Source organism: Nitratireductor kimnyeongensis, assembly GCF_019891395.1.
Taxonomy (GTDB): domain Bacteria; phylum Pseudomonadota; class Alphaproteobacteria; order Rhizobiales; family Rhizobiaceae; genus Nitratireductor; species Nitratireductor kimnyeongensis.
In genome coordinates, this window is record NZ_CP078143.1 from 3,066,708 (window position 1) to 3,090,899 (window position 24,192).

At 59.4% G+C, this 24,192-nt stretch carries 32 protein-coding genes; 26 read left to right on the top strand and 6 right to left on the bottom strand.

What is annotated here, in order from left to right; genetic code table 11:
* Nucleotide 1 precedes the first annotated feature (1 nt).
* The 9 genes from KW403_RS14535 to KW403_RS14575 all read left to right on the top strand — a co-directional run bounded on the left by KW403_RS14535 (nt 2) and on the right by KW403_RS14575 (nt 6,273).
* Nucleotides 2-421, top strand: a complete 420-nt coding sequence (locus KW403_RS14535; protein WP_223020168.1) for a Na+/H+ antiporter subunit B — start codon at nt 2-4, stop codon at nt 419-421.
* The gene (locus KW403_RS14540; RefSeq protein WP_223020169.1) at nt 421-798 is read left to right on the top strand and encodes a Na+/H+ antiporter subunit C; all 378 of its coding nucleotides are present in this window, start codon (nt 421-423) and stop codon (nt 796-798) included. Before KW403_RS14535 ends, KW403_RS14540 begins: the two co-directional genes overlap by 1 nt.
* Before the next feature lie 7 nt (nt 799-805).
* Entirely contained in the window at nt 806-2,362 is a 1,557-nt protein-coding gene (locus KW403_RS14545; protein ID WP_223020170.1) for a Na+/H+ antiporter subunit D, read from the top strand.
* Nucleotides 2,359-2,832, top strand: a complete 474-nt coding sequence (locus KW403_RS14550; protein WP_223020171.1) for a Na+/H+ antiporter subunit E — start codon at nt 2,359-2,361, stop codon at nt 2,830-2,832. Before KW403_RS14545 ends, KW403_RS14550 begins: the two co-directional genes overlap by 4 nt.
* Nucleotides 2,829-3,164 carry a cation:proton antiporter gene (locus tag KW403_RS14555; RefSeq protein WP_223020172.1) on the top strand — a complete coding sequence of 112 codons (336 nt, stop codon included), beginning with the start codon at nt 2,829-2,831 and terminating at the stop codon, nt 3,162-3,164. The genes KW403_RS14550 and KW403_RS14555 overlap by 4 nt, the downstream gene beginning before the upstream one ends.
* Nucleotides 3,164-3,541, top strand: coding sequence for a monovalent cation/H(+) antiporter subunit G (gene mnhG / locus KW403_RS14560; protein WP_223020173.1), 378 nt, complete (start codon nt 3,164-3,166; stop codon nt 3,539-3,541). Before KW403_RS14555 ends, mnhG begins: the two co-directional genes overlap by 1 nt.
* Nucleotides 3,542-3,973: 432 nt before the next feature.
* Nucleotides 3,974-4,393, top strand: a complete 420-nt coding sequence (locus KW403_RS14565) for a Ros/MucR family transcriptional regulator (protein WP_223020174.1) — start codon at nt 3,974-3,976, stop codon at nt 4,391-4,393.
* A 628-nt stretch (nt 4,394-5,021) separates the two neighbouring features.
* Nucleotides 5,022-5,447 carry a helix-turn-helix domain-containing protein gene (locus KW403_RS14570; protein WP_246637796.1) on the top strand — a complete coding sequence of 142 codons (426 nt, stop codon included), beginning with the start codon at nt 5,022-5,024 and terminating at the stop codon, nt 5,445-5,447.
* A 1-nt stretch (nt 5,448) separates the two neighbouring features.
* Entirely contained in the window at nt 5,449-6,273 is an 825-nt protein-coding gene (locus KW403_RS14575) for a DUF6456 domain-containing protein (RefSeq protein WP_223020175.1), read from the top strand.
* Nucleotides 6,274-6,302: 29 nt separating this feature from the next.
* Here the strand turns inward: KW403_RS14575 and KW403_RS14580 are convergent, their stop codons facing one another.
* Together KW403_RS14580 and KW403_RS14585 are read right to left on the bottom strand one after the other, a co-directional pair.
* A complete protein-coding gene (locus KW403_RS14580) occupies nt 6,303-6,731 on the bottom strand; it encodes a SufE family protein (RefSeq protein WP_223020176.1) in 429 nt (142 codons plus the stop codon).
* Between the two features lie 72 nt (nt 6,732-6,803).
* Nucleotides 6,804-7,157: a DUF5330 domain-containing protein gene (locus KW403_RS14585; protein WP_223020177.1), complete on the bottom strand. Its 354-nt coding sequence runs from the start codon at nt 7,155-7,157 to the stop codon at nt 6,804-6,806.
* Between the two features lie 531 nt (nt 7,158-7,688).
* On the opposite strand from KW403_RS14585, the gene KW403_RS14590 reads away from it, so the two are divergent.
* Genes KW403_RS14590 through KW403_RS14600 form a run of 3 tightly spaced genes read left to right on the top strand, consistent with a single transcriptional unit; the run spans nt 7,689 to nt 10,732 of the window.
* On the top strand, nt 7,689-9,410 hold the full coding sequence (locus tag KW403_RS14590; protein WP_246637797.1) for a sensor histidine kinase: 1,722 nt from the start codon (nt 7,689-7,691) through the stop codon (nt 9,408-9,410).
* A complete protein-coding gene (locus KW403_RS14595) occupies nt 9,385-10,326 on the top strand; it encodes a peptidoglycan-binding domain-containing protein (RefSeq protein ID WP_223020178.1) in 942 nt (313 codons plus the stop codon). Before KW403_RS14590 ends, KW403_RS14595 begins: the two co-directional genes overlap by 26 nt.
* A gap of 58 nt (nt 10,327-10,384) precedes the next feature.
* Nucleotides 10,385-10,732, top strand: a complete 348-nt coding sequence (locus KW403_RS14600; RefSeq protein ID WP_223020179.1) for a DUF1491 family protein — start codon at nt 10,385-10,387, stop codon at nt 10,730-10,732.
* Here KW403_RS14600 and KW403_RS14605 read toward each other — a convergent pair.
* The 4 genes from KW403_RS14605 to KW403_RS14620 form a co-directional block, all read right to left on the bottom strand.
* Nucleotides 10,708-11,622 carry a hypothetical protein gene (locus KW403_RS14605; protein WP_223020180.1) on the bottom strand — a complete coding sequence of 305 codons (915 nt, stop codon included), beginning with the start codon at nt 11,620-11,622 and terminating at the stop codon, nt 10,708-10,710. The genes KW403_RS14600 and KW403_RS14605 overlap by 25 nt on opposite strands.
* Nucleotides 11,623-12,126: 504 nt before the next feature.
* The gene (locus tag KW403_RS14610) at nt 12,127-12,669 is read right to left on the bottom strand and encodes a DUF1254 domain-containing protein (RefSeq protein ID WP_223020181.1); all 543 of its coding nucleotides are present in this window, start codon (nt 12,667-12,669) and stop codon (nt 12,127-12,129) included.
* A complete protein-coding gene (locus tag KW403_RS14615) occupies nt 12,662-13,246 on the bottom strand; it encodes a DUF1214 domain-containing protein (protein ID WP_223020182.1) in 585 nt (194 codons plus the stop codon). The genes KW403_RS14610 and KW403_RS14615 overlap by 8 nt, the downstream gene beginning before the upstream one ends.
* 85 nt (nt 13,247-13,331) lie before the next feature.
* Nucleotides 13,332-15,473 (bottom strand): transglycosylase domain-containing protein, encoded by a 2,142-nt coding sequence (locus KW403_RS14620; protein ID WP_223020183.1) that lies wholly within the window; start codon nt 15,471-15,473, stop codon nt 13,332-13,334.
* Nucleotides 15,474-15,818: 345 nt separating this feature from the next.
* On the opposite strand from KW403_RS14620, the gene KW403_RS14625 reads away from it, so the two are divergent.
* From KW403_RS14625 to KW403_RS14690, 14 genes are all read left to right on the top strand, one after another.
* Nucleotides 15,819-16,289 (top strand): hypothetical protein, encoded by a 471-nt coding sequence (locus tag KW403_RS14625; protein ID WP_223020184.1) that lies wholly within the window; start codon nt 15,819-15,821, stop codon nt 16,287-16,289.
* Nucleotides 16,255-17,520 (top strand): DNA-packaging protein, encoded by a 1,266-nt coding sequence (locus KW403_RS14630; protein WP_246637971.1) that lies wholly within the window; start codon nt 16,255-16,257, stop codon nt 17,518-17,520. Before KW403_RS14625 ends, KW403_RS14630 begins: the two co-directional genes overlap by 35 nt.
* 33 nt (nt 17,521-17,553) lie before the next feature.
* Nucleotides 17,554-18,723: a phage portal protein gene (locus KW403_RS14635; protein WP_223020186.1), complete on the top strand. Its 1,170-nt coding sequence runs from the start codon at nt 17,554-17,556 to the stop codon at nt 18,721-18,723.
* 53 nt (nt 18,724-18,776) lie between these two features.
* Nucleotides 18,777-19,136 (top strand): DUF6107 family protein, encoded by a 360-nt coding sequence (locus tag KW403_RS14640; protein WP_223020187.1) that lies wholly within the window; start codon nt 18,777-18,779, stop codon nt 19,134-19,136.
* Between the two features lie 3 nt (nt 19,137-19,139).
* On the top strand, nt 19,140-19,823 hold the full coding sequence (locus KW403_RS14645; RefSeq protein ID WP_223020188.1) for an HK97 family phage prohead protease: 684 nt from the start codon (nt 19,140-19,142) through the stop codon (nt 19,821-19,823).
* 10 nt (nt 19,824-19,833) lie between these two features.
* Entirely contained in the window at nt 19,834-21,090 is a 1,257-nt protein-coding gene (locus KW403_RS14650; RefSeq protein ID WP_223020189.1) for a phage major capsid protein, read from the top strand.
* Between the two features lie 75 nt (nt 21,091-21,165).
* Nucleotides 21,166-21,735 (top strand): head-tail connector protein, encoded by a 570-nt coding sequence (locus KW403_RS14655; RefSeq protein ID WP_223020190.1) that lies wholly within the window; start codon nt 21,166-21,168, stop codon nt 21,733-21,735.
* Nucleotides 21,735-22,070 carry a phage head closure protein gene (locus KW403_RS14660; RefSeq protein WP_223020191.1) on the top strand — a complete coding sequence of 112 codons (336 nt, stop codon included), beginning with the start codon at nt 21,735-21,737 and terminating at the stop codon, nt 22,068-22,070. Before KW403_RS14655 ends, KW403_RS14660 begins: the two co-directional genes overlap by 1 nt.
* The gene (locus KW403_RS14665) at nt 22,067-22,231 is read left to right on the top strand and encodes a hypothetical protein (RefSeq protein WP_223020192.1); all 165 of its coding nucleotides are present in this window, start codon (nt 22,067-22,069) and stop codon (nt 22,229-22,231) included. Before KW403_RS14660 ends, KW403_RS14665 begins: the two co-directional genes overlap by 4 nt.
* A complete protein-coding gene (locus tag KW403_RS14670; protein WP_223020193.1) occupies nt 22,212-22,619 on the top strand; it encodes a DUF3168 domain-containing protein in 408 nt (135 codons plus the stop codon). The genes KW403_RS14665 and KW403_RS14670 overlap by 20 nt, the downstream gene beginning before the upstream one ends.
* Nucleotides 22,620-22,647: 28 nt before the next feature.
* Complete coding sequence (locus KW403_RS14675) at nt 22,648-23,064, top strand: phage major tail protein, TP901-1 family (RefSeq protein ID WP_223020194.1); 417 nt, start codon at nt 22,648-22,650, stop codon at nt 23,062-23,064.
* Complete coding sequence (locus KW403_RS14680; protein ID WP_223020195.1) at nt 23,061-23,399, top strand: gene transfer agent family protein; 339 nt, start codon at nt 23,061-23,063, stop codon at nt 23,397-23,399. The genes KW403_RS14675 and KW403_RS14680 overlap by 4 nt, the downstream gene beginning before the upstream one ends.
* A complete protein-coding gene (locus KW403_RS14685) occupies nt 23,396-23,644 on the top strand; it encodes a rcc01693 family protein (RefSeq protein WP_223020196.1) in 249 nt (82 codons plus the stop codon). The genes KW403_RS14680 and KW403_RS14685 overlap by 4 nt, the downstream gene beginning before the upstream one ends.
* Complete coding sequence (locus KW403_RS14690) at nt 23,632-24,183, top strand: phage tail tape measure protein (protein WP_223020197.1); 552 nt, start codon at nt 23,632-23,634, stop codon at nt 24,181-24,183. Before KW403_RS14685 ends, KW403_RS14690 begins: the two co-directional genes overlap by 13 nt.
* Nucleotides 24,184-24,192 lie beyond the last annotated feature (9 nt).

The window sequence follows — 24,192 nt, forward strand, 5'->3', positions numbered from 1 at the left end:
TATGCGTACACTGATTTTCCGCACGGTCGCGCCCTACCTCACAAGCCTGATGATCCTGTTTTCGATCTTTGTGCTTCTGCGCGGCCATAATGAACCGGGCGGTGGTTTCATCGGCGGGCTCATCGCCGCTTCGGCGTTCGCGATCTACGGCATAGCCTGTGGTGTTTCTCCGGTGCGCCGCGCTCTTTATTTTCATCCAATGGCGATTTCGGGGTTCGGGCTTCTGGTCTCGGCAATTTCGGGCTGGCTGTCAATTGCCTTCAATGTGCCGTTCATGACGGGCCTTTGGACCAAGGTCACCGTGCTCGGTGTGCCCGTGGATCTTTCCACTGTGCTGTTCTTTGATATCGGCGTTTATCTTGTTGTTTTGGGATCGATCACCTCGATTGCACTCGCGCTTGAAGAACGGGAGCACGGATAATGGAAGTCGCTCTCTCTTTTGTGGTTAGCGTGTTCTTCGCAGTAGCTATCTACCTGATGCTATCGAAGCACATCATCCGCATTCTCCTCGGGGTCTCCATCTTCGGCAACGCGGTAAACCTCTCGATCTTTACGGCTGGAAGGCTGATGCGGGAAGTGCCGCCGTTCATTCCCGAGGCGCTACCGACGCCGGAGGTGGCGACGGCAAATCCGCTGCCACAGGCGCTTGTTCTGACGGCTATCGTGATCTCGTTCTCGCTTTTCGCTTTCCTTCTGGTGTTGGCATTCCGTGCCTATCAGGAATTGGGAACCGACGACACGGACGGAATGCGCGTCGCCGAACCCGAGGGCGAACCGATGCCCCCGCTTGGATACTGAGGCACCGATGGCCGCTGAAACAATTGACATTTCGACTGCAATGCTGACGGAGCCGACGGCGCTGGGAGACTGGCTTCTGGTAGCGCCGGTTGGGCTGCCGATCCTTTTTGGTGCCGTACTCGTGATGGTGCGTCATGAAACCCGGCTGCATGCCGGGCTGGCCATTGTGGGGCTGCTTCTCACGCTCGCTGCGAACGCTGCGCTTCTTTTGCAGGTCCTGGCAGACGGTCCCCAGGTGATGACGATGGGGCGCTGGCTGCCGCCCTTCGGCATATCCTTCACCGCAGACGCTCTCGGTGCATCGCTTGCCTTTGTGGCGACGCTGGTTGCCAGTGTTTGTGCGCTCTATGCGATGAAAGACATTGGTGCGACGGGGCGCCGCTACGGCTTTTATCCGTTTTTGATGCTGTTGATGGCTGGCGTGGGCGGCTCGTTTTTGACGGGTGACATCTTCAACCTGTATGTCTGGTTCGAAGTGTTCCTGATCTCCTCCTTCGGTCTCCTGATCCTCGGTTCGACCGATCGCCAGCTTGACGGTGCAACGAAGTACGCCATTCTGAACCTGGTGGGCACGACGCTGTTTCTCACCGCGACCGCCTATCTTTACGGTACGTTTGGAACGCTGAATATGGCCGATATTGCGCGCAAGGCGGACGCCATGCGTGGGACCGGTCCAATGATGACACTGGCCGTGCTTTACCTTCTGGCCTTCGGCATGAAAGCGGCTGCGTTTCCCGTCAATTTCTGGCTGCCCGCCTCGTATCACACGCCCCGCATCGTTACGGCGGCGCTTTTTGGCGGCGTTCTGACCAAGGTCGGCGTTTATGCACTGCTTCGGGTTCTGGTCATGCTGTTTCCGGTTGAGCGGGGGGAACTGTCAGGGGTCATTGCCTGGGTGGCCGCGGGCACCATGGTGCTTGGGATCATGGGCGCTATTGCCCAATCCGATATTCGCCGTGTGCTGGGTTTTGTGGTGATCTCTGGCGTCGGGGTCATGCTTGCAGGGCTCGCGCTGGGCACCGAGACAGGACTGACGGGCACAATTCTCTATGCGTTCCATTCCGTTCTAGCGATGACCGCGCTCTACCTTTTGGCCGGTGTCATCAAGGAGCTTGGCGGAAGTTATTCCCTGCACGAGCTAGGCGGACTCTATCGGGCCTATCCGGCGATGGGGGCCTTTGCGCTGGTTCTGATGCTTGCCGTGGCGGGACTGCCGCCGGCATCCGGATTGTGGCCGAAAATTCTGCTTGTTCGCGCGTCGATCGAGGCTGGTTGGCCCTGGCTTTCCTTCGCCATCTTGTTGACCGGACTTCTCACCACGATCGCGCTTGGGCGAGTTTATATCCTGGCGATCTGGCGCAACAGGCCTTCGGACGTCTCTGCCGATGCGGTCGCGGGCGCGCCGGGATATGGCTACGTCTCGATGGCGCTGCTGTGTGTCCCGATCATATTGCTCGGCGTTTATCCCGAACCGTTCATACGGGTGGCTGAAGCCGCTGCGAGCGGGCTCCTGGATGCGTCGGGCTATATCGGTGCGGTCTTTCCGGCGGAGGCAGCACAATGAGACTGTCTCTTATCAATATTATCCTCGCACTAATCTGGACAGCCATCAGCGGCTCATTCACCCTGCCGAACTTCATTTTTGGTTTCCTTCTCGGAGCGGGGGCACTTTATCTGATCCGCGAGCAGGTCGGATCCCTGGGATATTTCGCCCGCAGCATTCGGGTGATCTCGCTCGCGCTTCTGTTTTTCTACGAGCTGATGCTTTCTGCGTGGCGGGTGGCGCTTCTCGTAATGTCGCCGAAGATGAACCTTCAGCCTGGTATTTTTGCTTATCCGCTCAAGGTGGATCGGGACTTCGAGATAACGCTCCTGGCAAATCTTATCACCCTGACACCGGGCACCCTTTCCGTGGATGTTTCGGAAGATCGCCGCTTTCTCTACGTTCATGCGATCGATTGCTCGGATCCGGATGAGTTGCGCCGCGACATCGCTGAAGGTTTTGAACGCAAGATCATGGAGGCGTTTCGATGAACGCCATCGAAGAATTTCTCGTGTTTGCCGAGGTCATAGCGCTCGCTCTGTTGAGTGTGTCTTTCCTACTTACTGTCGTGCGCGTCCTCGTTGGACCAAGCCTGCCCGACCGGGTTCTTGCGCTCGATATGTTGGTGACGATCGCAATCGGTTTCATCGCTGTCATCGGCATCCGCACAGGATTCACGCTTTATCTCGACATTGCCATTGCCCTGGGGCTTGTAGGCTTCCTGGCGACGGTTGCGTTCGCCCGCTTCGTGCTCAGTCGGCGTTATGAACAGGAGTTTGTGAAGCGCGACACACTCGGCATCTACGGCGACAAGGAGCAATGATGGACGACGTGTTCAACATACTCACGGGCCTTCTCATTATCATAGGTGCGGCCTTCACCCTGATCGCGGCGATCGGCATTCTGCGACTTCCTGATCTCTATACGCGTATGCATGCGGCTTCGAAGGCCGGGACGCTCGGCTCGGGGCTTATGCTTGTCGCTTTGGCGATATTCGCACAGGATCAGGCTATCGTAACTCGAGCATTGGCGGCGGTGGTCTTCTTTCTCCTCACGGCGCCAATTTCCGCGCACCTCTTGGCCAAGGCTGCCTACGCCGCCGGCTACAAACTCTGGGGGCGTTCGGTGCATGACGAAATGGCTTCTCCCCAGCGTGGGACACCACAACCTGCTGATGGAAAAAACAGTCAAGAAGATTAGGTAAAAAATATCTTCTTTACTTTGCATTTTTAACGCCCTGCGTGCGTTCTCTGCCGAGGCGAGACATCGCGAGAAATTCCTTATAGAAACGGCATCACTGACATGACGATGCATGCGTTGTTTTGGGGTATCTGTGTTGGTGTGGCTGAAATTAATAAGGATGACTTAGATAATCTCTGAGTCTAAGTGGAATTTGACCTGATTTTTGGAATGAATTGCGATTTTTTGAGATGCGATAAACAAACAGTCTCAAATATGCGGTAGTATTAATTTGAAATTGTGAGTTGACCGGCCGAACGAAAAAAACGATATGATTGCGGCCTTCTCGGGAATCGTTAAACAACAGCCTGTAAAATAGGGATTCCTATAGACACCTCATCACTGGCGGCATGAGGTTGTGGTTTCGAATAGACGTTGGGGCAAGGTAAAGAAATGAACGAAGATATTGTAAAACACGACGATACTCTTATCGAACTGACTGCAGATGTTGTCGCTGCCTATGTCAGCAACAATCCTGTTCCTGCATCCGAACTTTCCAACTTGATTTCAGATGTTCATGCAGCGCTCGGCCGTGTTTGCGGCACTCCAGAGACACCGCCTGCTGAAAAGCAGAAGCCGGCCGTGAACCCGAAGCGCTCTGTACATGATGACTATATCATCTGTCTCGAGGACGGAAAGAAGTTCAAATCGCTGAAGCGTCACCTGATGACGCATTACGGCATGACGCCCGAACAGTATCGGGAAAAGTGGGGGCTTGACGCCAATTACCCGATGGTGGCTCCGAGCTATGCCGTGGCGCGTTCGAAACTGGCCAAGCAAATGGGTTTAGGACGCAAGCGCAAGGAAAAATAGCATTCGCAAGGCGCCAAGCGCCAGCGCGACTTTCGTGTGTTCAAGCGGCGCTTTCGGCGCCGCTTTTTTTTGTGGGCCTCCAGAACATCGCGCGAATGCGTGGCGTGTGGGTATCGGTTCACGGGCAGGACACTGGAGTGGACGGCGTTTTCGATGACAATTGCTTCAATGCCTGACTGAGGGCTATGTGTCGATTGAGATCGTAGTTCCAATGGTTTCGAGACCCTTTTAGACGTTCCTTCTCAATCAACCGCCTGAGACGGCGAAGCACGTTGACGCGGTCAGGGCCGGAGCTTTTTCGCGCCTTCTCAAGATCCATACCCCCGACAAGGAAAAGCGCGGCTGTCTGCCGTGCATCCTCATACCGCCTCCGTTTGGCATTCAGGAAGGCGATGCTCTCCATCTTTACCGTAGTCATGCTCGATCCTTCATGTGGTGAGCGATCACTATGAGGCGCCTTGCTGCAGCGGGGATAAACCAGAAGGGAGATTTGCGGTGCGATCTTATTTATATAATTTTTTCATATAGTTAAGTGATTTTTTCTCTTTGAATGTTCGTAATTTGTTCCCGCGTATGGTTGTGTAGGGTATAAGAATTTATTCCTCTTTCCTGTGAAGGGATAAAGACTGTGCTTTCAAACGCTACCAATTCGACGGAACAAGAAGACGGGCGAGTTAAAACGCCTGACAATCAGACATCGGTAACGCTGCACCGCCGTCTCAGTCCCATTCCCGAGGAGCGTGTCGGGGAGGTTTGTGAATGTGTTCTCGACATCGTCGCGGCACTGTTCAATGTGAGCGGGCGGGAGCTGCGCGAAACACGCCGTTCATCGACGAGCGTAACGCGTGTGCGGCAGATCGGTATGTATGCCGCACATGTGATCCTCGGACTTAACATGAGTGAAGTCGGACGCGGATTCGGCCGCGACCGAACAACGGTTCAATATGCGTGTCATGTCATAGAGGACATGCGTGACGATGAGGAATTTGACCGCATCGTTCTGATGACGGAGCGTATTACTGCGGCCGCATTCAGGAACACGGAGCTGCGCTGACATGGCTGTCAAACGTGAAGAGTTGCGCCACGCGCGCGAAAGATGCCGTTGCTTGCGATTTCTGCAGAAGGGAGTGGCGTGGCTTCAACCTGGTGCCAAAGAGGCGAGCGTGCTTCTCGATGGCGGCGAGCGGGGAACGATCTCCATATTGCTCGATGTGCTGAAGGCGCTGGAGAAGGACGATCTCGTCTCCGTTCGTGAGGACCAGGTGGCCTTGACGGCGGCCGGTATTGCCTGCGCGCGGCGATTGGCTGCAAAACAGGAGCCTTTTGCAAGCCAGCATCGGGAGATCGAGCGCCGGGTTTTACATCAGGCTGCCCAGAAGAGGTTCATTACAGCATCGCTCAGCGAATCGCCGCTGGCGCAACTGGCGAACCGGCGTATGCGCAACGGCAAGCCGTTTCTCACGCGCGCGGAATTCGACGCCGGTGAGAGATTGCGCACCGATTACACACGCGGGCAGATCATGCCGCGCTTGAGTGCCAGCTGGATGGCGTCGGTGTCGGGCAAGAAACATGGCTCCGGTGCCGGAGGTGGCGTGGAACTGACGCAGGCTGCTCTGGCTTCGCGTCAGCGTGTCGATCGGGCGCTCGTGGCCGTCGGGCCGGAGCTCGCCGGAGTTCTGGTCGATATATGTTGCTTTCTGAAGGGCTTCGAACAGGTGGAGATGGAGCGGGGATGGCCGGTCCGATCCGCCAAGGTCGTGCTCAAGACCGCGCTGGGAGTGCTCGCCCGCCATTATGAGCCTCCACCACGCAGGGAAAGCGGAACAGCGAGGTCGATCCTGCACTGGGGAGCGCAGGATTATCGCCCCAAGCTCGCATGAACGGTCAGCTGATTGCCCGGAACGGGCAGTCAGCCCGTGGCGGGCGCTGCCTCGGTGGCTTCTTTTTTTATGCGCTGCACCATCGATCGCAATCCGTTGGCGCGCTGGGGTGTGAGATGCTCGTCGAGACCGAGTCTGGTCATCACGTCTTCGGCATCGATTTTCAGGATTTCGCTGGCGCGCCTGCCTGAAAACAGGAGCAGCATGATGGCGACAAGTCCTCGCACTATGTGCGCGTCCGAATCGCCTTTGAAGGTGAGGACGGGGTCGCTGCCTTCTCCGCGATCCGTTTGAAGCCAGACCTGGCTTACACAGCCGCGTACCCGGTGGGCCTCGTCGCGCGCCGTTTCGGGGTAGGAAGGCAGATTGTTGCCAAGATCGATGATGTAGCGATAACGCTCTTCCCAATCGTCGAGGAAGGCGAAGTCGTCGTAGAGAGTGTCAATCGTCGTGCTCATTGGGCCGGATATAGTGATTGACCGGCCGTTCGTCACGGAAAACCTTTGCTCGCTGCGAAATGCCGATAGGCTCTAATGATCTGCAGGATTCTCTGGAACACTGCCGGTGGTCAATGGCGCTTCCGTCGTGCCGGCGATTGTCTCGGCGGGAGTCTCCGTCGGCTCTTCAAGCATTTCGTAGGCAAACCGGGCGCTTTCGCGGGCGCGAGCCCCGATCGTCTGGAGTGCGGCGCGTCCGGTGGCGCATACTTCGGGCTTTCGCTCGCAGATGCCAACCATGTCGGTGATTGCTTCGCGCGCTGCCCCCAATGCCTGCAGGGCACCGACCTGTGGCGTCTCCGTGGTGTCCTGGCCGCCTGTGCCTCCGATAGGCAAGAGCAGCAGCACCAGCGAAAGCCAGAAGATCGAGCGAATTATAAAGCCCATGACGTCCAGTCCCGTTTTTGCCCCGAAGGGTGTCCCTGGCGAACACAATGCCATGCCCACGCCAAGAAGCTCTTGAGAATTCTCCTAAAATTGAAGGCAAACTTTTTAAAAGTTCGGAAATGCCCGCCTTTGACGCAAAGGCGTTTCAAACCCGTAGAAACATGGTTACGTTTCGTTCACTATCTAACGACCTGAGACAATTGTGTTTTTTCTTCCATATGTCCTGTTTTATGGGTTTTCTGAATGGTCGTTTTGGCGGCAACTTTGTTCAGCGGGCGTTAACCATGACGACATTCACAAGGGTTTGACCGGCCGATTTCTCGCATTTTTACCCTTGCCGCCGGTCGTTTGAGGGCTGCGCTTATCCTTTCCTTAAACGCTCGGTGCGAGTCTCGGCAGGAACAAGAACCCGCCGAACGGACAAAACAAGAGCGCGTCGAGTTGAGTTCACGAGTAGCATCATATCAAGAATGGCTGGCAGCCCTATCAGCCGCTTGCGGAAGGCTTATTCACCCCAGTGTCGAAGACGGGGTGGAACGCTCCCGCCAATTGCGGTTGGCAGCGGTGCTTCTGACGGCGCCCTTCCTCTTCGCGGGAGCAGTAGCGTTGCTTCTGGCCGGCACTTTGGGCTTCGCCCCGACACTGGCGCTTGCCAGCGCCGGCTTTGCAGTGAGCTGGCTTGCTGCCGCCGGCCTGTTTGCAAGCGGGCGGGGGGTCGCCATTGAAACGCTCGCCCTGGTTCTTGGTATTGCCGCCGTCAGCGCATTGATCGTCCTTTCCGGCGGCTTTGTTTCTCCGTTGACAGCCCTGACCGGGGTTCTCGCAACGGAAAGTGTATGGATAGCACGAACGCGCCGCGCTCTTTTGATTGGTGTTCTCGCTGGCGCGCTTTCTCTAGGGTTGGCCGCCTTTGGCGGAGTTTTGGATACTCACTTTGCTTCAACGCTGCCGCTCGCCGCGCATTGGCTGATCCCGCTTGCCTATGTAGCAACGCTGGCCCTGCGTTTCCGGGCGTTGCAGGCTGAGCAAGTGCGCGGTTCTGTTTCCGCGAAAGGGGGGGGCATCGAGGCTATGATGAGCGCCCTGGTGCTGCGCCTTGAAGGGACCGGCGACGTGGTGGATGCGTCCGCGCAGGCCGAGCAGATCCTGAACGTCCGGTCGGACATCCTGTTGGGGACTGGATTTTTCGAGCGCATTCATGTGGGCGATCGCGTGGCCTATCTGTGCGCGGTCTCCGATGTAAGCGGCGGTGCTGACAAGCGTACCATCAGCATCCGCCTGCGCATGCCTGCGGAAGAGCACGGGCTTCGTGCGTCCGGTTATCGCCAGTTTGGCGTTGAATTCCTCAAAGAGGAAGATGCAACGCAGGTGGTGGCAATCGTGCGTGACGAGAGCGACCTGGCCGATCTGGAGCACGACCTGATGCGTGCTCGCGAAGAGGCTCGGATCGCGAAGGTCGAAAGCAAACGCATGCTGGCGGCCGTCAGTCATGAACTCCGGACGCCGCTGAATGCCATTCTTGGCTTTTCCGACACGCTGCAGACGGAGATTTTTGGACGCTTCTCCAATGATCGGCAGCGGGAATATGTCCGGCTCATTCACGAGGCCGGCGAACATCTCCTCTCGGTGGTAAACTCCACGCTGGAAATCTCCAAGCTGGAGGCAGGTACCTACACGCTGCACCCGGAGGCGTTCAGCTTCTCGGACGCCGTGGATGCCAGTGTCGCGTTCGCCCGAGCGGATGCCACCTCACGTGCGGTGGATGTGGATGTGGCGATCGCGGAGAATGTCGGCGTCGTCTATTGCGACCGGCGCGCGGTGCAGCAGGTGTTGATAAACCTTCTCTCGAACGCCGTGAAATTTTCACACGCCAACGGCTGTGTGCGGGTGAAGGCAGAGCGAACGGGCAATCGCCTTGACTTCAGCGTCACCGATAATGGTATCGGGATTTCGGCCGATGACCTTGAGCGAATCGGAGAGCCTTTTGCCCAGGTTCGGAGCGAAGCGACAAGGCACGTTGAGGGAACCGGCCTTGGCCTGGCGCTGGTGAAAGGACTGGTGAGCCTTCAGGGTGGTGGCATGACCATCGACAGTGCGCCGGGTGAGGGCACATGTGTGAGCATTTCGCTGCCAGTGGGCGTGGGCGCGGAAAAGGACGAGATCGGCCGGGGTGGAAAACCGGCAACCAACCCGGCAAATGACCCGGCAACTGAGAATGAGTGGGGTAATGAAGAATACCGCAAGACGGCCTGAACCGGAGGTCACATTTGGAACTCTGCTTCGCGCCGGAGCAACCGGCGTCGGGATGGCAATCGTTCGCAATCCTTTGGCTGTCGGTGCCGTAACAGCCTTTGCTGTCGCATTTTCCTTCGTCTCGGCAAACGCTCTTTGGTATCAGCCGCATTTCCATTCCGGTGCGTTGATCTCGACCCGAACGCCCGTTTTCACTGAACCACGGAGCATGTCCACGCCTTCGCAGCCCGCCCGCCTCGAGGAAACACCGCGTCAGGCTCCTCGGCAGGTGGCCCCCGATCGGGACACGACCGGGGCGATCCCAGTCGAGAATCCCCAGGACGTGGCTGGCGGAGACCCGACCATACGTCAGGTGCAATCGGTCCTTCGGGATCTGGGGTTGTACCGCGGCACGATTGACGGTCTCGAGGGCCCCGAGACCCGCACGGCAATCGAAAACTATCGTCGTATCGTGGATCTGGATCCAACGCCGACGGTCGACGAAGCCCTGCTGCGCCAACTTGGGCTCTCGGCCACGCCGCAGCCGGCCGAGACCACGTCGAACCTGTCGGTGACGCCGACATCGGTACCGCCTGTCGCACCGACCCCGACACCTCGTCCTGCCTATCAGCGCTCCGCTACAGCTCCCGTCAACGTCCAACCGGCCGCGGAGCGGGTACCGATACCGACGGCGGAAGTGCCGCAAGCACGTGTCCAGACGGCCGCTCTCGAAACCACCGAGGCGGACCCCACAATCATGCGTGTACAGGCCGGGCTGAAGGCGTTTGGCAATGACGGGATCGAGGTGGACGGTCTTCTGGGGGAAAATACCCAGGCCGCTATTCGTGAGTTTCAGAGCCTTTTCGGACTCCCTGTCACCGGGCAGCCGGACCAGACGCTCCTTGCAAAAATGCGTGAGGTTGGCCTGACCAACTGATGTGGGTGAGGCCCTCCCGGCAGCTTGATCGTCCACCGCCACCAAGGAGACGCTGCCCATGCGCCTGACCAGTGAGTTTTGGGTTTCAGCCTTGACCAAGCGGCTCTTTGCTGAGGGTGGGTTTGCCACGGTTCTGCAAAAAGGCGCACGCGAGGCCGGAACCATTTTTATTCTGTTGCGCAATCGTCTTGGCCAGCAGGCTCTTTATGGCCCTGCAGCGCAGGCCGTTTATGACGAGGCGCGGCCCAATGAGCGGCGCTTCGCACTGATTGCGAAAGATAGCGACCAGGCAATCGACAAACATCTCGAACGGGAACGCCGCTTCGATCCTGATTTCTGGCTGGTTGAAATCGAGGTGATGGACCTCGATGAGGCAGAACGCTATTTCGAGATTGCTGCCGGTTGAGGCGATTGCCCGGGGTTGCTTAGTCCGCCTTGCCAATCACGCAGCCTTTGCCTCGCGGCCTCAAGGGAAAGAGCCTCGTAGCGTTCCAGGAAGAAAGAGATCGAGCTGCGCTGCGTGAAGAGCCCCGGAAAAACTGTGGCGGAGAGAAGAAACGCCTCTGCTTCCCCGATCTGCAGCGCTTTCAACGCCACGATGAGTTCACCATAGGTAGGAAAACCGGTGATCTCGCAAGCCGCGTTTTTTGAAATGCCCAGAATCGACGACAGCGCCTTTTCAAGGGCATCACGCTCTCCGGAAAAAGCCGCAGCGCGCAGCGTACGGGCCGCTTCATTCGCTGCGGGAAGACTGTGGTGGCTATCCTGCTGTGCGGGAGGGCTCTGCGAATTGGCCGCGCGCATTATGAGACGGAGACGGTGACGCACTTCCGCTTCCACGGCGCTGCCACCTGTTTGCGTTTCGCTGTCGGGTTCAGACCCTTGCGCCGAGAGCGCGCGCGTCAAGGCGACAATTGCCGAATTGAGGCCAGCTCGCCGCCCAATGACACGCGCATGCGCCCTGCCGTGACGGGCAAGAAGGCCGATCAGGTCCACGTCAGAGAGCGCCGGGGAGCGCATCAAAAGGGGAGCGGAAATCTCTGCAGGTTCGTCTGCCAGCTTCTTGATCAGCCCCCTTGGCGGATTTTGGCACTCCGACAGCACTGCGGCTGCATAACGGCGTGTTTCCGTGGAGATCATCGGATAAAGGGGGAGGGCGAGATCATCCAGCTGCGCGATTTCGCGTCGAGTAGGACGCGTAAGGGACGAAAATGCCGAGACTGCCGCGCGAAACAGCCGCTCGGGTCGTTGCGCTTCCCCGCCTGAAGCCAGTTGCCTGAATACAGCGGAAGACACGCAGACCTATACCTCCGAAACGCGACTGAGAACAAAATGCGCTGCCGGCGACAGAAGTGACGAAGCCGACCATTGATGAGATTTACACCAATTCCCTTAGCAAGCTGTTAACCGGTTTCTTTAGATTTGCGTTCAGACTTTCCGGTTTCCAGCCTTTCAGGGCGGGTTGGTGGTGCCCGCAGTTCGTTACCGGTAACGAAACGTTAACCATGTGCTGCCTTACTGGAGGAAGGAGGCGTTGCGTACCACTCCGTCACAGAAAGGGACGCGATGTCATGGCGACGATTTTGAGCTTGGCGACTGCTGCGAAACGAACGACAGCGGTTGCGTCGAAAAAGCGGTCTTCCAGCGCGTCGATCATCATTTTTCCCGGCGTGCGCTACGAAAGACGACCGGAGAGCGACCCCGACAACGGCGGAGATGATCGCCCGCAGGATGTCCGCCGCCGCTCCACCAAAGGGTGAGAGTTCAGCGTCCGGCAGCCCAATTGCGTGATCCCGACTCTTAGAGCGCTTCGCAGCGCAGGCCATCAAAGAAGCGCTCGACAATGATCCGCCAACTCTCATCGGGAACGAAGACGCGGATCACGATCATGCCTTCTCCTACATCCGTCTGAGCGACCAGAGAAGCCGCGAGCGATTCCGGGACGCCTTTCCGCAGTTCCAGCAATTGGGCCGCGTTTACAACGAGCGCATCCAATTCACGATTGGTCGCGCTCCGGTCATTCGTGTTGAAAACGTTGAACCCATCGCGGTCATAAACGGAAAACGACCAGAACGGTACGCGTTCGGCAGAGGTCAACCGAACCATTCCGTTTTCGAGATCAAAACGGCATGCCGCCGTTTCGAAGAATGGGTTCTGTTCTTCGGCAAGCAGAGGGTCGGCATTGCCTTCGCCCAGTCTGACAAATGCATACGGGCCTGCTTCCTTTGCCATTGCAGCCCAAACATCACGCTCCGAATAAGTGGGCAGGAGAAACAGAATCGCAATATGGACGGCCGCAGCCCCGAAGAGACCCAGCAGGACTGCGTGAAGAAGCTTAAGCATCGCAGCCCACCCTGGAGATCACTGGCAAACTGGTTTCTCCGACGCGCGCACCCGTCGAAATGGGTGTATCCACCAGGGTCAGCACCAGTTGCATCGATCCGGTTCCAGCGATTGCCATCCAATTGTCGGGCTGTGGGTGCGGCGAGACTATCATGCCCAGTGTTTGACCATCGCGCCAAAGCAGGTCCTGGGAGTGGAGCGCGGAAAGAAAACGGGCCGGAGCGGACAGGATTGTCCGATTATCATCAACGGCATGAAGGGTGAAGAAGCGTGTGGGGGGAAGCTCCCCCTGAATGCGATAGGTGCATTGGCGTAGCAGCGGACGTCCGTCACTGTCTGCCGCTGCAACGAGAACCACACCTTCCGCCTGCCCGAGACTGAGTTGACCGAGCCTTCTGCTTCTCGCCCGGGAATAGGGATCGGCTTTGCGTGTCCCTTGATTGGGAAAGGTGACCCAGGGCCCGATTTCCACGGAACCGATGGAGCGTGTCGATTCCAGCGCCAGCCATGCGCTGCCTGCACCGCCTACCAGAGCGATGATCAGAACGAAGACAACGAAGATCACGGTTTTCAGCATGCGCGACCCGGCAAGCTATGGACGCACCCGGATACTTCAACTTGAACGGGTGGTTCAAGCGTTTTGAGGTTTGCCTTACGCTGCATTACAGGGCGGACAGGGTTTCGTGAGAGGTGGGTTTGCGCAAGCGCGGGGCGGCCTCGAAATTCTTTGCCAGCCCCTTGAGGAAGTGGGATGTTCGCGCAGATAGAGCGAGAGGAAGGTTGTCGGTCTCCGGGTTCTCTCCCGCGCCGTCTTCGCTGGCCGTTTCCACGGCATCTGTCTCGATGCGCATGGGACTTTCGATACCGGGCAGGGGTTTGATCTCAACATTTTGGTGCGCGTAGGACATCAGGCGCTGCCAGACCATGGCGGGAAGGGAGCCGCCGGTCATGCGCCTCGTGGGGTGAAAGTCGTCATTGCCCAGCCAGACTGAGGCAACATAATTTCCAGTGTAACCGACATACCAGCCGTCCCTATAGGACTGGGTGGTACCGGTTTTGCCTGCTGAGCGGGTCATTGGCAGAGCGGCTCTGCGACCCGTGCCTTGCTCAGGCACAAGGATAAGCATCTGGTTCATGGAAGCTGCGGCATCATCCGACAGCACACGGCGCGGTGGCGGTGCATCGCGACCATGATCGTAGATGAGATTGCCCGAATGGGTCATCAACTGCACGATGGCAAAACGGGTATCGGCATAGCCGCCATTGGCAAAGACGGAATAGCCGGTCGCCTGATCGAGTGCGGTCATACCGGAGGTGCCCAGAACCATGGTCTTGTGGCCGTTGATCGGGGATTCGATGCCAAAGGATTTGATGAGATCGATGATGGGATCGATGCCCAGATGATCGCGCGCGAGACGAACGGGAACGGTGTTGTAAGACTTTATCAATGCGTGGGTCAGGGTCACCCGACCGGCATAGCTGCGACCGTAATTGCGTGGGGACCAACTGCCCCAAGAAATCGGGCCATCGGAAATGACGGAGCCGGGTTCGAACCCGTTCTCCATCGCCACCGCGTAGACGTAGGGCTTGAAGGAGGAGCCGGTCTGCCGCTCCGCTTTGGTGGCGCGATTGAACTGGCTCGAACCGTAGTCACGGCCACCAACAACGGCACGGACCGCACCTTCGGTGTCCATCAGAACGATGGCGCCCTCGGAGACGTCATAGTCCTTTCCGTACTGGCGCAGGTGGAACTCGAGCGATTCTTCAGCAGCCTTCTGGAGGTTCGGATCGAGCGTGGTGCGCGCGACAAGCGAATGGGTGGCGCTGCGGGGAACGACGCGCTTTACCTCTTCGAAAGCCCAGTCCAGAAAATAATCCGGTGTGTCTGTACCTTCGCGATCAACGGCAGTCGCCGGGTGGAGGCGGGCGGAGAGTATTTGCCCCTCGCTCATGAAACCGGCCTGCACCATGTTGGTGAGAACCTCGTTGGCACGAGCACGCGCGGCGGGAAGATTCACATGCGGGGCGTAGCGCGCGGGCGCCTTGAAAAGCCCGGCGATCATCGCTGCTTCAGCGAGACTTAAATCCTTGACAGGTTTGTCGAAATAAAAGTCTGCCGCAGCAGAGATGCCGAATGTTCCACCGCCCAGATAGGAACGGTCGAGATAGTATTGGAGGATCTCTGTTTTCGAGAGGTTCATCTCGAGCCAGATCGACAGGAAGGCTTCCTTGACCTTGCGCTCGAGGGTTCGCTCGTTGGACAGAAACAGGTTCTTGGCGAGCTGCTGGGTGAGCGTGGAGCCCCCCTGGACGACGGAATTGGCGCGCACGTTTTCGGTCAGCGCGCGGGCGAGACCAAGAAAGTCGATGCCGAAATGGTCGAAGAAGCGCCGGTCCTCCGTGGCAAGGACGGCTTTGATCACGTGGTCGGGAAGCTCGTCGACGGGCACGGAATCGCGCTGAATGATGCCGCGTTGGCCAATTTCGTTCCCATAGCGGTCGAGAAATGTAACGGCGTAATCATCCTGAGCACTCCAGTCTCCGGCCGTCTCTTCGAACGCAGGCATGGCCAGCGCCAGCATGACGACCGACCCAATTGCGCCCAGCGTGGCACCCTCGCTGAACAATTCGACCACGGCGCGTTTGACGCCATAGACCCGGAAGCGGCGGAAGAAGATTGTTACGCTTTCCCAAAATTCGGCGAGCTTGAAACCCGCTTCGTAAAGCGTGGAATCGATCCAAGCATCGAGCGCCAGCAATCTGGTCGCCCGCGGCGCCTTGCTCTGCCGTTTCTCGCGCGGCATTTTCACCCAAACTCCCGTCCGGCCTACCATGGCCAACCCAAACAAATCCACTTTGCGAAATCGCCAGACGAACACGACCCCACATCGCTGTTCGTCATATAAAGGCTATTCTAGCGGATTGCTCTGTGAGTTTCTTCGCATTTCCGTCTCTTCCGCAAGGGAAAAACACCGAAATGGCTAACACACAGAGTGCCGGTGTATAAAATTAGGAAAAAATTCTTGACAACGTAACGGTCGTTTGGTAGGGTTCAGGCACAGTCGCACAGTTGCGGCGTTTCGAGGCGGGTCCTTTGACGGGGGCGCGCCTTTTTTATTTCCGGACATGGGTGAGACGTTATGGGCAAGATGGGTGCGGCCGATCTGATGGCCGTGCGTGCGCTTCGTGAGGGCGCGCCGCCTTCTTTTGAACTGCTGGCGCTGGCATGCGGCCGCTCGGAGCGGCTGTTGCGCAAGCGGGCGCAGGAAGAAAACTGGGGGTTGCCAGACGATCTGCCGCTGCCGCCATCGATTGAGCGGACGCGAAGCATGATCGGGATGCTCTTCAATCAACTCCAGCGGTTAATCGAGGATGCGGTTCATCGCGATCTTTTCGACAAGGGGCGGATCGAAGGCCTCAGTACGCTGCTCAAGGTTTTGGAAAAGATGAACGAAATCGCGATCGAGCAGCAGCAGATGGATGGAAAGCACGCCCCCAGCGATGAAGAAATGGCCGCCGCACTCGACCGCATCGACGACCGGATCCGCTGCCTTGCTGCAGAGCTTGCAGAAAGGATGGGCAAGGCTGAACCTGGCACGGGAACTCGCATACGCCATTGAGCGTGAATGGCTCGGGGTTGCGCGACTGGCGCAGTATCCGCTTGCGGCGATTTTTGACAGCTGGCTGGTGATGGGTGGTCGTGGCGCCGGCAAGACCAGGCTGGGCGCGGAATGGATTAATGCGCTGGTCCGGGGATTGCCCCCCTTCGCTGGCGGGATGCGCTATGGTCGGCTGGCCATGATCGGCGAAACGCTTTCCGACGCACGTGAGGTGATGGTGGAGGGGCCTTCGGGAATACTGGCGGTCTCGCGGCGCGCTCGCCCACGTTTCGAGGCGAGCAGGCGGCGCATCGTGTGGGACAATGGTGCGGTAGCGCAGCTTTTTTCTGCCGAGGATCCCGACAGTTTGCGCGGGCCGCAGTTCGATGCGGCCTGGTGCGACGAACTGGCCAAATGGAGGCAGGCCGACGCAACTTTCGACATGCTGCAGTTCGGCCTGCGGCTGGGAGAACGGCCAAGGCAGCTCTTGACCACGACACCGAGGCCGATCCCTCTGATCCGCAAGCTGATGGACGATCCGAATGTGACCGTGACCCATATGCGGACGGATGAAAACCGGGACAATCTGGCTCCAGGTTTCATAAGGGCCATCAGGCAACGCTATGCGGGGACGCGGCTTGGCCGGCAGGAACTTGATGGCGAACTGATCGAGGACCGGCCCGATGCGCTTTGGACGCGCGCGATGCTGGAGAAAGCTGGTGCGATTGGGCCGATGAGTGAACTCAAACGGATTGTCGTCGCAGTCGATCCCCCGGCGGCGTCCAGCCGCAGGTCGGATGCCTGCGGACTGGTGGCGGCGGGTGTCGATGCACAGGGCAACGGTGTGGTCCTGAGCGACGAGACGGTGAAGGGTGCGAAACCGCAGGAATGGGCGGCGCGCGCGGTGGGGCTTTATCATCGTCTGGAAGCCGATTGTCTTGTGGCGGAGGTAAACCAGGGTGGCGAGATGGTGGCGACCGTCATTGCCACGGTGGACGCCAGCGTGCCGGTGAAGGCGGTGCGGGCAACGCGCGGCAAGTGGCTGCGGGCGGAACCGGTAGCCGCTCTTTATGAGCAGGGACGGGTGCGTCATGCGCAACGCTTTCCCGAGCTTGAGGATGAAATGTGCGATTTTGGCCTCGACGGTCTCTCGGGCGGACATTCGCCAGACCGGGTCGATGCGCTGGTCTGGGGCCTGAGCGAACTCATGCTTTCCAACCGGCGGGAGCCGCGCGTGCGCGCACTCGGTTGACTCGGATAAAACAACGCAAATCGGGAAAATCACATGGCTTGGTATTGGCCCTGGGCGAAGCGTCCGGGAGGTGCTCGCGCACCGGTGGAAACCAAACAGATGCACGCGGGTGGTTTCGTGGCGCTGCACCGGGAGGGAGAAGCGCGCTTTACGCGCCGCGACTATGGCGCAATGTCGCGCGAGGGGTTCATGTCCAACCCAATCGCTCATCGCGCCGTGCGGCTGGTAGCGGAGGCTGCGGCAGCGATCCCGTGGCTGCTTTATGAGGGCGCGCAGGAGCACGACGCGCATCCGATTCTGGACCTGATGGCACGGCCAAACCAGAGACAGGCTGGTAGCAGTTTCATGGAGACGCTTTACGGGCATCTGGTTCTGTCGGGCAATGCGTATCTTCGCATGCTGGAAACAGGCACGGGGACCCGCGAACTGCATCTCTTGCGGCCGGACCGGGTGTCGGTGGTGGCGGATGCGGGCGGCTGGCCTGTGGCGCTGGATTATCGCGAGGGCAAGGCGCGCGAGCACGTACCGCTGGAAGCGGGGGCGGCTCTGCAGCTTTCACTTTTTCACCCGCTCGACGATCATTATGGCTTTGCGCCGCTGGGCGCGGCGCTGATGGCGCTCGACACGCACAACCAGGCGGCGCGCTGGAACAAGGCGCTGCTCGACAATTCGGCGCGGCCCTCGGGCGCGCTGGTCTATGCGCCGAAGGAGGGTGGCAATCTTTCCGACGATCAGTTCGACCGGCTGAAGGTGGAGCTGGAACAGGGCTATGCGGGTGCCGCGCGCGCCGGGCGGCCCTTGCTTCTGGAAGGTGGGCTCGACTGGAAGGCGATGAGCCTTTCGCCGCGCGACATGGACTTCATGGCGGCGAAGAATGGCGCCGCCCGCGACATCGCGCTGGCGCTTGGCGTGCCTCCCATGCTGCTCGGCATCCCCGGTGACAACACCTATGCCAATTATCAGGAGGCGAACCGGGCCTTTTACCGACTGACCGTGCTGCCGCTTGTGGGGCGGGTGGCAAAGGAGTTTTCGGCCTGGCTCCATCCGGTCTTCGGGTCTGAGGTGAGACTTTGGTACGACGCTGACGGCATTGAGGGGCTGGCCGCCGAGCGTGAAGCGCTATGGAACCGGGTGGGAGCTGCCGACTTCCTGAGCGATGTGGAAAAACGTCAGGCGGTGGGTTATGGCCCCCGGGACGAATGAGAATGCCTCGACAGACTGACCATTGTCGCTGGAAACTCCAAGGAAACTGATCAATGACCGACATCACCCATGCGGGCTGGATATGGCTCGCAAAGGGGGCTGGCGCTGTGGCCGGCTCCGCCATCTCGCTTGCCTATATCCTGCCAAAGCATCGGCGCGACGCGGCGGTTCGCTTTGCGGTCGGTGTGGTGTGCGGCATGGTTTTCGGCGGGGCGACGGGGCTGAAACTCGCTGAAATTCTCGAACTTACCGGGCGGCTTGGGGCTGCGGAGACCATGCTCATGGGGGCGGCTGTGGCAAGCCTTTGCGCCTGGAGCGCCATCGGTCTGGCCCTGCGATATTTCCAGACGCGGCCGGTGGGGCCGTTGCCGCAAAGACGGTCCGAAAGGCTGGATGATCAGAAAGGACGCTAGACCATGCAGGCAAAGATCGCGCCGATACCCGATGAGCGCAAATATGCCGGGCTCGACCTCGAGACCGTGAAGGCAGACGGGACGTTTTCTGGATATGCGAGCCTGTTCGGCAAAGTCGATCTCGGACGCGATGCGGTGGAGCGGGGCGCTTTTTCCCGCTCGCTCGAAAGGCGTGGCCCAGGCGGCGTACGCATGCTGTTCCAACACAATCCCAACCAGCCCATAGGAACCTGGGAGGAGCTGCGCGAGGACGCGCGCGGCCTCCTGGTGCGCGGGCGGCTGGCGCTTGGCGTCGCCAAGGCGCGGGAGGTCTGGGAGCTGATGCGCGATCGGGCGCTCGACGGGCTTTCCATCGGGTTTCGCACGGTTAAGGCCAAGACCGAAGCAAAGACCGGAGTGCGCCATATCGTGGAGGCGGATCTTTGGGAGATTTCCGTGGTCACCTTTCCCATGCTGCCGGAGGCGCGTGTGGATGAGGTGAAGACGGAGGGAAGGGACGCGCCGCTGCCCACGGCGCGCGAGTTCGAGCGTTGGCTGACGCGGGATGCCGGCCTGACGCGGCGAGAGGCCCGACTGGTGATCGCCAAGGGGTTTTGCGCCTTGAGACGCGAGCGGGACGCCGTGCGGGGCATTGATGACGGGCTTGCTGCGCTGATCCGCAAAGCGGCCCGCATGTTCAACGATTGAGGATGAAGACATGACGGCAGGACTGGCAAAACGCGCGCCGGAGGTGAAATCGGCGCTTGATGAGGGTGACGTGACGGGCGCGTTCCATGAATTCATGAATGCGTTCGAGAGTTTTAAGGAAGCCAATGACGAGAAGCTGAAACAGCTCGAGACGCGCAGTGCGGATGTGGTGACGTCGGAGAAGGTGGAGCGAATTTCAAAAGCGCTCGACGAGCACAAGCAGGCGCTTGATACGCTGGTGTTGAAGAAATCGCGGCCGGTTCTGGGCCGTGGCGGTGCTACAGCGCTGCAGGATCTTGAGCGAAAACAGGCTTTTGAAGCCTATATGCGGTCCGGAGACGAGCGCGGAATACGCTCTCTGGAAGAAAAGGCAATGTCTTATGGCTCTGCACCGGATGGCGGCTATCTGGTGCCCGACGAGACGGAAGCGGCAATCGGTGCGCGGTTGTCCGAGCTATCACCGATCCGCTCGATTGCGTCGGTGCGGCAGGTCTCCAGTGCGGTTTTGAAGAAGCCATTTGCCGTGACCGGTCCGGCGGTGGGCTGGGTCGCCGAAACGGCAGCACGTCCGGAGACGGCGGCAGGCACGTTGGAGGAACTGCAATTTCCCACCGCTGAACTCTATGCCATGCCGGCGGCAACCGCGATGCTGCTGGATGACGCCGTGGTCGATCTTGACCAATGGATTGCCAGCGAAGTGGAGAGCGCCTTTGCCGAGCAGGAGGGAGCGGCTTTCGTCAACGGTGACGGCATCAACAAGCCGAAAGGCTTCCTCAGCTACCCGCAGGCGGACGAAACCGGCTGGAGCTGGGGCAATGTGGGGTACAATGTGACAGGCGTCAGCGGCGACCTTCCTGCAAGTGACGCGTCCGATGTCCTTGTCGATCTGGTCTATGCGGTCAAGGCCGGCTACCGCCAGAATGCAAGCTGGGTGATGAACCGCAAGACGCAGGCGACGCTGCGCAAACTGAAGGACGCGGACGGCAACTATATGTGGCAGCCGCCCGCCACACCCGGAAGCCGTGCCATGCTGATGGGATTTCCGTTGGTTGAAGCAGAGGATATGCCTGACATTGGCGCGGATGAGACCCCAATCGCTTTTGGCGATTTCCGCCGTTTCTACCTGGTGGTGGATCGGGCGGGCGTTCGTGTCCTTCGCGATCCGTATTCTGCCAAACCCTATGTGCTCTTCTACACCACGAAGCGCGTGGGCGGGGGTATCCAGGACTTCGATGCGGTGAAGCTGCTGAAATTCGGCACGGTGTAATCCTCCCTGTACGTCCATGCCGAGTACGGCCCCGGAAGCATTTCCGGGGCCGTTTTCTTTGAACGGAGTTTCCGCATGACGCTATTTCGCACGGTCGGCCCATTGGTCGAACCGGTAACCCTTGCCGAGGCGAAGGCGCATCTTCGGCTTGAGCAGGTGCGTGAAGACGCGCTGATTGAAGGGCTGATCCGCGCCGCGCGCGAGGAGGTGGAGAAGATCACCGGACAGGCACTGATCGAACAGTCCTGGCGTCTGACGCTGGACGACTGGCCAACAACCAACGTGCTTCTTTTGAACCGGACCCCGGTGCGCGAAGTGCTATCGGTGACGGTGTTCGACGCTGATGGAGCCGCCTCGATCGTCGATCCATCCACCTATCGGCTGGATGCACATTCCCAGCCGGCTCGACTTCTGTTGGAATCGAGGCCGCTTCCGGGCCAAAAGCTGAACGGCATCGAGATCGATTTCAGGGCCGGGTACGGAGAAGCGGGGACGGATGTACCGGACCTTCTGCGGCGCGCCATTCTTATACTTGTGGGCCATTGGTTCGAGTTCCGGGCCGCGTTTGAGGCCAATGATCAGCCCGTATCGATCCCGGCCGGGTTTCTGCGTCTTGTCAACAGCTATCGGAAGCCGAGGCTGTAATGCGTATCCAGTTCATCGACCCTGGCGCATTCCGCGCGGAACTCAGCCTGCAGAAAGCATCGTTCGTTTCGGACGACGCGGGCGGGCACACCGAGACCTGGAGCGAGATCGCGACGATATTCGGTTTCATTGAGCCAGTGAGGGCCGCGGCGCCTTTCGGAGCGGGACAACGCCATGAACGGGTGACCCATCGCATCACGCTGCGGTTTCGTACCGGTGTGACCGGCGGGATGCGGATCGTGCGGGGAACGCGGAGTTTCTCGATCCTGACGGCCCATGATCCCGATGAGACAGGTCGCTACCTGGTCTGTCTCTGTGAGGAGGAACAGACATGAAGATGAGCCTGCGACTGACCGGCGACGGGCTGACCCGGGCATTGCGACGGCTATCACACAAGGTGGCCGAGGTGGGAGAGGCCGCAAGGCGAGCAGAACGCAAAGCGCCGAAATCGGACGTGTTAAAGCAGGAGCGTGACGATGCTCGCCGCCGCGTTTGAACTGCAGAAGGCTGTGTTCGGGACGCTGGCGGCAGATACAGGGCTGACTGGCGCTCTGGGCGGTGAAAAATTCTACGATCTGGCACCTGCCCGCACGGCCTACCCCTATGCCACATTTGGACCGGCCAGCACGCATGACTGGAGCACGGACACCGAGCAAGGCAGCGAGCACTTCTTCACGATCAATGTCTGGGCCAACGGCAAGGGGCGACGCGAAGCGCTGCAACTGATGGATCGCATCGATCAGGCGCTGATGACCACTCCGCTTTCAGTCGCCGGACATCACCTGGTCAACCTGCGCCGTGAGGGCAGCGAAATCCACTTCGACGAAGACCTCAACGCCTATCACGGTTTGATGCGCTTTCGCGCAATGATCGAGCCCGTTTGAGACATCAACATTTTCCTGGAGGACAAGCATGGTTGCCAAGAAGGGCAAGGACCTGCTCCTGAAGCTCGACACGAGCGGGGCGGGAACATTCACCACCGTTGCAGGGCTGCGTGCCAAGCGCCTTGCCTTCAACAGTGAGACGGTGGACGTGACGAATGCGGATTCGGCGGGCCGATGGCGGGAACTGCTTGCCGGCAGCGGCGTGCAGCGGGCCGCGATCAGCGGTTCCGGAATTTTCAAGGATAGCGCATCGGACGCCGCAATTCGCAGCCGGTTCTTTTCCAGCGAGATAGCCGACTGGCAGTTAACGATACCGGATTTCGGCATCGTGTCAGGACCGTTTCAGATCACCGCGCTGGAGTATGGCGGCAATCACGATGGTGAGGTGACCTTTGAGATCGCCCTGGAGTCTGCCGGGGCCGTGAATTTTGCGGAGGTCCCATGATCAGTGTCAACTGCAGGCGCGGCGAGGTGGCTGCGCGGATCGACGGCAAAGACTACACGCTTTGCCTGACATTGGGTGCCTTGGCCGAACTCGAAGACGCATTCGCTGCAGAGGATCTGGGCGAACTTGCGAAGCGGTTTTCCAGCGGGCGCCTTTCTGCCCGCGACATGCAGCGCGTGATCGGGGCTGGTCTTCGCGGCGGCGGCCACGCCGTCAGCCAGGAGGATGTGCAGGCCATGCGCTGCGAAGAGGGCTTGGCCGGGCTCGCGCGGGTTGTGAGTGCACTTTTGGTGGCGACGTTCGGCGGAGCGGAGGAACCGGCTCCAAACCCTTGAATGCCGCATCAGCCCAAGCGCGGCCTTTCCCCTGGAATGAGGTGATGGGCGTTGCGTTTGGGGTGCTGCGGCTTCCACCGGGTGCGTTCTGGGGCATGACACCGCGCGAGCTGAATTGTGCGCTGGAAGCGCTGCATGGCGCCGCTCCGGGTGTCCCGGCGCGCAGCGATTTCGATCAGCTCATGCAACGCTTTCCAGACTTGGACGTCGGACAACAGGTGGAGGCAATTCCTTGGAAGACGTGACCTTTGAAATTCGCGCGGACACAAAGCCGTTTGCCGAAGCGCTGAGCGAACTGGAGACACTGGCGGACGGCTTTGGCCGGCAGATGACCGGGGCGCTGAAAAGTGCGGTGGTAAGTGGCAAATCGTTCGAGGATGTGCTGCGCAATATCGGCATGAACCTGGCGAGTATGGCGCTTTCGCAGGCGCTGCAGCCTTTGGCGGCGCTGGGATCGTCGCTTTTTTCGAGTGTTGTCGGGGGGATCCTGCCCTTCGCCAAGGGGGGCGTGGTCCCGTTTGCCGATGGCGGCGTCGTTTCCTCGCCCACCTATTTCCCGATGGGGGGCAGGGTCGGCTTGATGGGCGAGGCCGGCGCAGAAGCGATCCTGCCTCTGCAGCGCGGTTCCGACGGTCGGCTGGGTGTTGCCGCAGGAAGCGGTTCGTCGGCTGCAAACATCGTTTTCAACATTTCGACACCGGACGCGGCATCGTTCCGCAAGTCGCAGGCCCAGATCACAGGCATGCTGGCACGCGCTGTATCGCGTGGCGCCAGGACCTTTTGAGGAAGGACA

Excerpts from the sequence above, each read along its gene's own strand:
- KW403_RS14650 (WP_223020189.1), top strand. The coding sequence starts at position 19,834 with ATGACGGCAGGACTGGCAAAACGCGCGCCGGAGGTGAAATCGGCGCTT.
- KW403_RS14640 (WP_223020187.1), top strand. The coding sequence starts at position 18,777 with ATGACCGACATCACCCATGCGGGCTGGATATGGCTCGCAAAGGGGGCT.
- KW403_RS14625 (WP_223020184.1), top strand. The coding sequence starts at position 15,819 with ATGGGTGCGGCCGATCTGATGGCCGTGCGTGCGCTTCGTGAGGGCGCG.
- KW403_RS14600 (WP_223020179.1), top strand. The coding sequence starts at position 10,385 with ATGCGCCTGACCAGTGAGTTTTGGGTTTCAGCCTTGACCAAGCGGCTC.
- KW403_RS14540 (WP_223020169.1), top strand. The coding sequence starts at position 421 with ATGGAAGTCGCTCTCTCTTTTGTGGTTAGCGTGTTCTTCGCAGTAGCT.
- KW403_RS14535 (WP_223020168.1), top strand. The coding sequence starts at position 2 with ATGCGTACACTGATTTTCCGCACGGTCGCGCCCTACCTCACAAGCCTG.
- KW403_RS14645 (WP_223020188.1), top strand. The coding sequence starts at position 19,140 with ATGCAGGCAAAGATCGCGCCGATACCCGATGAGCGCAAATATGCCGGG.
- KW403_RS14545 (WP_223020170.1), top strand. The coding sequence starts at position 806 with ATGGCCGCTGAAACAATTGACATTTCGACTGCAATGCTGACGGAGCCG.
- KW403_RS14555 (WP_223020172.1), top strand. The coding sequence starts at position 2,829 with ATGAACGCCATCGAAGAATTTCTCGTGTTTGCCGAGGTCATAGCGCTC.
- KW403_RS14615 (WP_223020182.1), bottom strand. The coding sequence starts at position 13,246 with ATGCTGAAAACCGTGATCTTCGTTGTCTTCGTTCTGATCATCGCTCTG.
- KW403_RS14660 (WP_223020191.1), top strand. The coding sequence starts at position 21,735 with ATGCGTATCCAGTTCATCGACCCTGGCGCATTCCGCGCGGAACTCAGC.
- KW403_RS14610 (WP_223020181.1), bottom strand. The coding sequence starts at position 12,669 with ATGCTTAAGCTTCTTCACGCAGTCCTGCTGGGTCTCTTCGGGGCTGCG.
- KW403_RS14655 (WP_223020190.1), top strand. The coding sequence starts at position 21,166 with ATGACGCTATTTCGCACGGTCGGCCCATTGGTCGAACCGGTAACCCTT.
- KW403_RS14550 (WP_223020171.1), top strand. The coding sequence starts at position 2,359 with ATGAGACTGTCTCTTATCAATATTATCCTCGCACTAATCTGGACAGCC.
- KW403_RS14595 (WP_223020178.1), top strand. The coding sequence starts at position 9,385 with ATGAAGAATACCGCAAGACGGCCTGAACCGGAGGTCACATTTGGAACT.
- KW403_RS14620 (WP_223020183.1), bottom strand. The coding sequence starts at position 15,473 with ATGCCGCGCGAGAAACGGCAGAGCAAGGCGCCGCGGGCGACCAGATTG.
- KW403_RS14665 (WP_223020192.1), top strand. The coding sequence starts at position 22,067 with ATGAAGATGAGCCTGCGACTGACCGGCGACGGGCTGACCCGGGCATTG.
- KW403_RS14575 (WP_223020175.1), top strand. The coding sequence starts at position 5,449 with ATGGCTGTCAAACGTGAAGAGTTGCGCCACGCGCGCGAAAGATGCCGT.
- KW403_RS14585 (WP_223020177.1), bottom strand. The coding sequence starts at position 7,157 with ATGGGCTTTATAATTCGCTCGATCTTCTGGCTTTCGCTGGTGCTGCTG.
- KW403_RS14565 (WP_223020174.1), top strand. The coding sequence starts at position 3,974 with ATGAACGAAGATATTGTAAAACACGACGATACTCTTATCGAACTGACT.
- KW403_RS14580 (WP_223020176.1), bottom strand. The coding sequence starts at position 6,731 with ATGAGCACGACGATTGACACTCTCTACGACGACTTCGCCTTCCTCGAC.
- KW403_RS14675 (WP_223020194.1), top strand. The coding sequence starts at position 22,648 with ATGGTTGCCAAGAAGGGCAAGGACCTGCTCCTGAAGCTCGACACGAGC.
- KW403_RS14635 (WP_223020186.1), top strand. The coding sequence starts at position 17,554 with ATGGCTTGGTATTGGCCCTGGGCGAAGCGTCCGGGAGGTGCTCGCGCA.
- mnhG (WP_223020173.1), top strand. The coding sequence starts at position 3,164 with ATGGACGACGTGTTCAACATACTCACGGGCCTTCTCATTATCATAGGT.
- KW403_RS14670 (WP_223020193.1), top strand. The coding sequence starts at position 22,212 with ATGCTCGCCGCCGCGTTTGAACTGCAGAAGGCTGTGTTCGGGACGCTG.
- KW403_RS14680 (WP_223020195.1), top strand. The coding sequence starts at position 23,061 with ATGATCAGTGTCAACTGCAGGCGCGGCGAGGTGGCTGCGCGGATCGAC.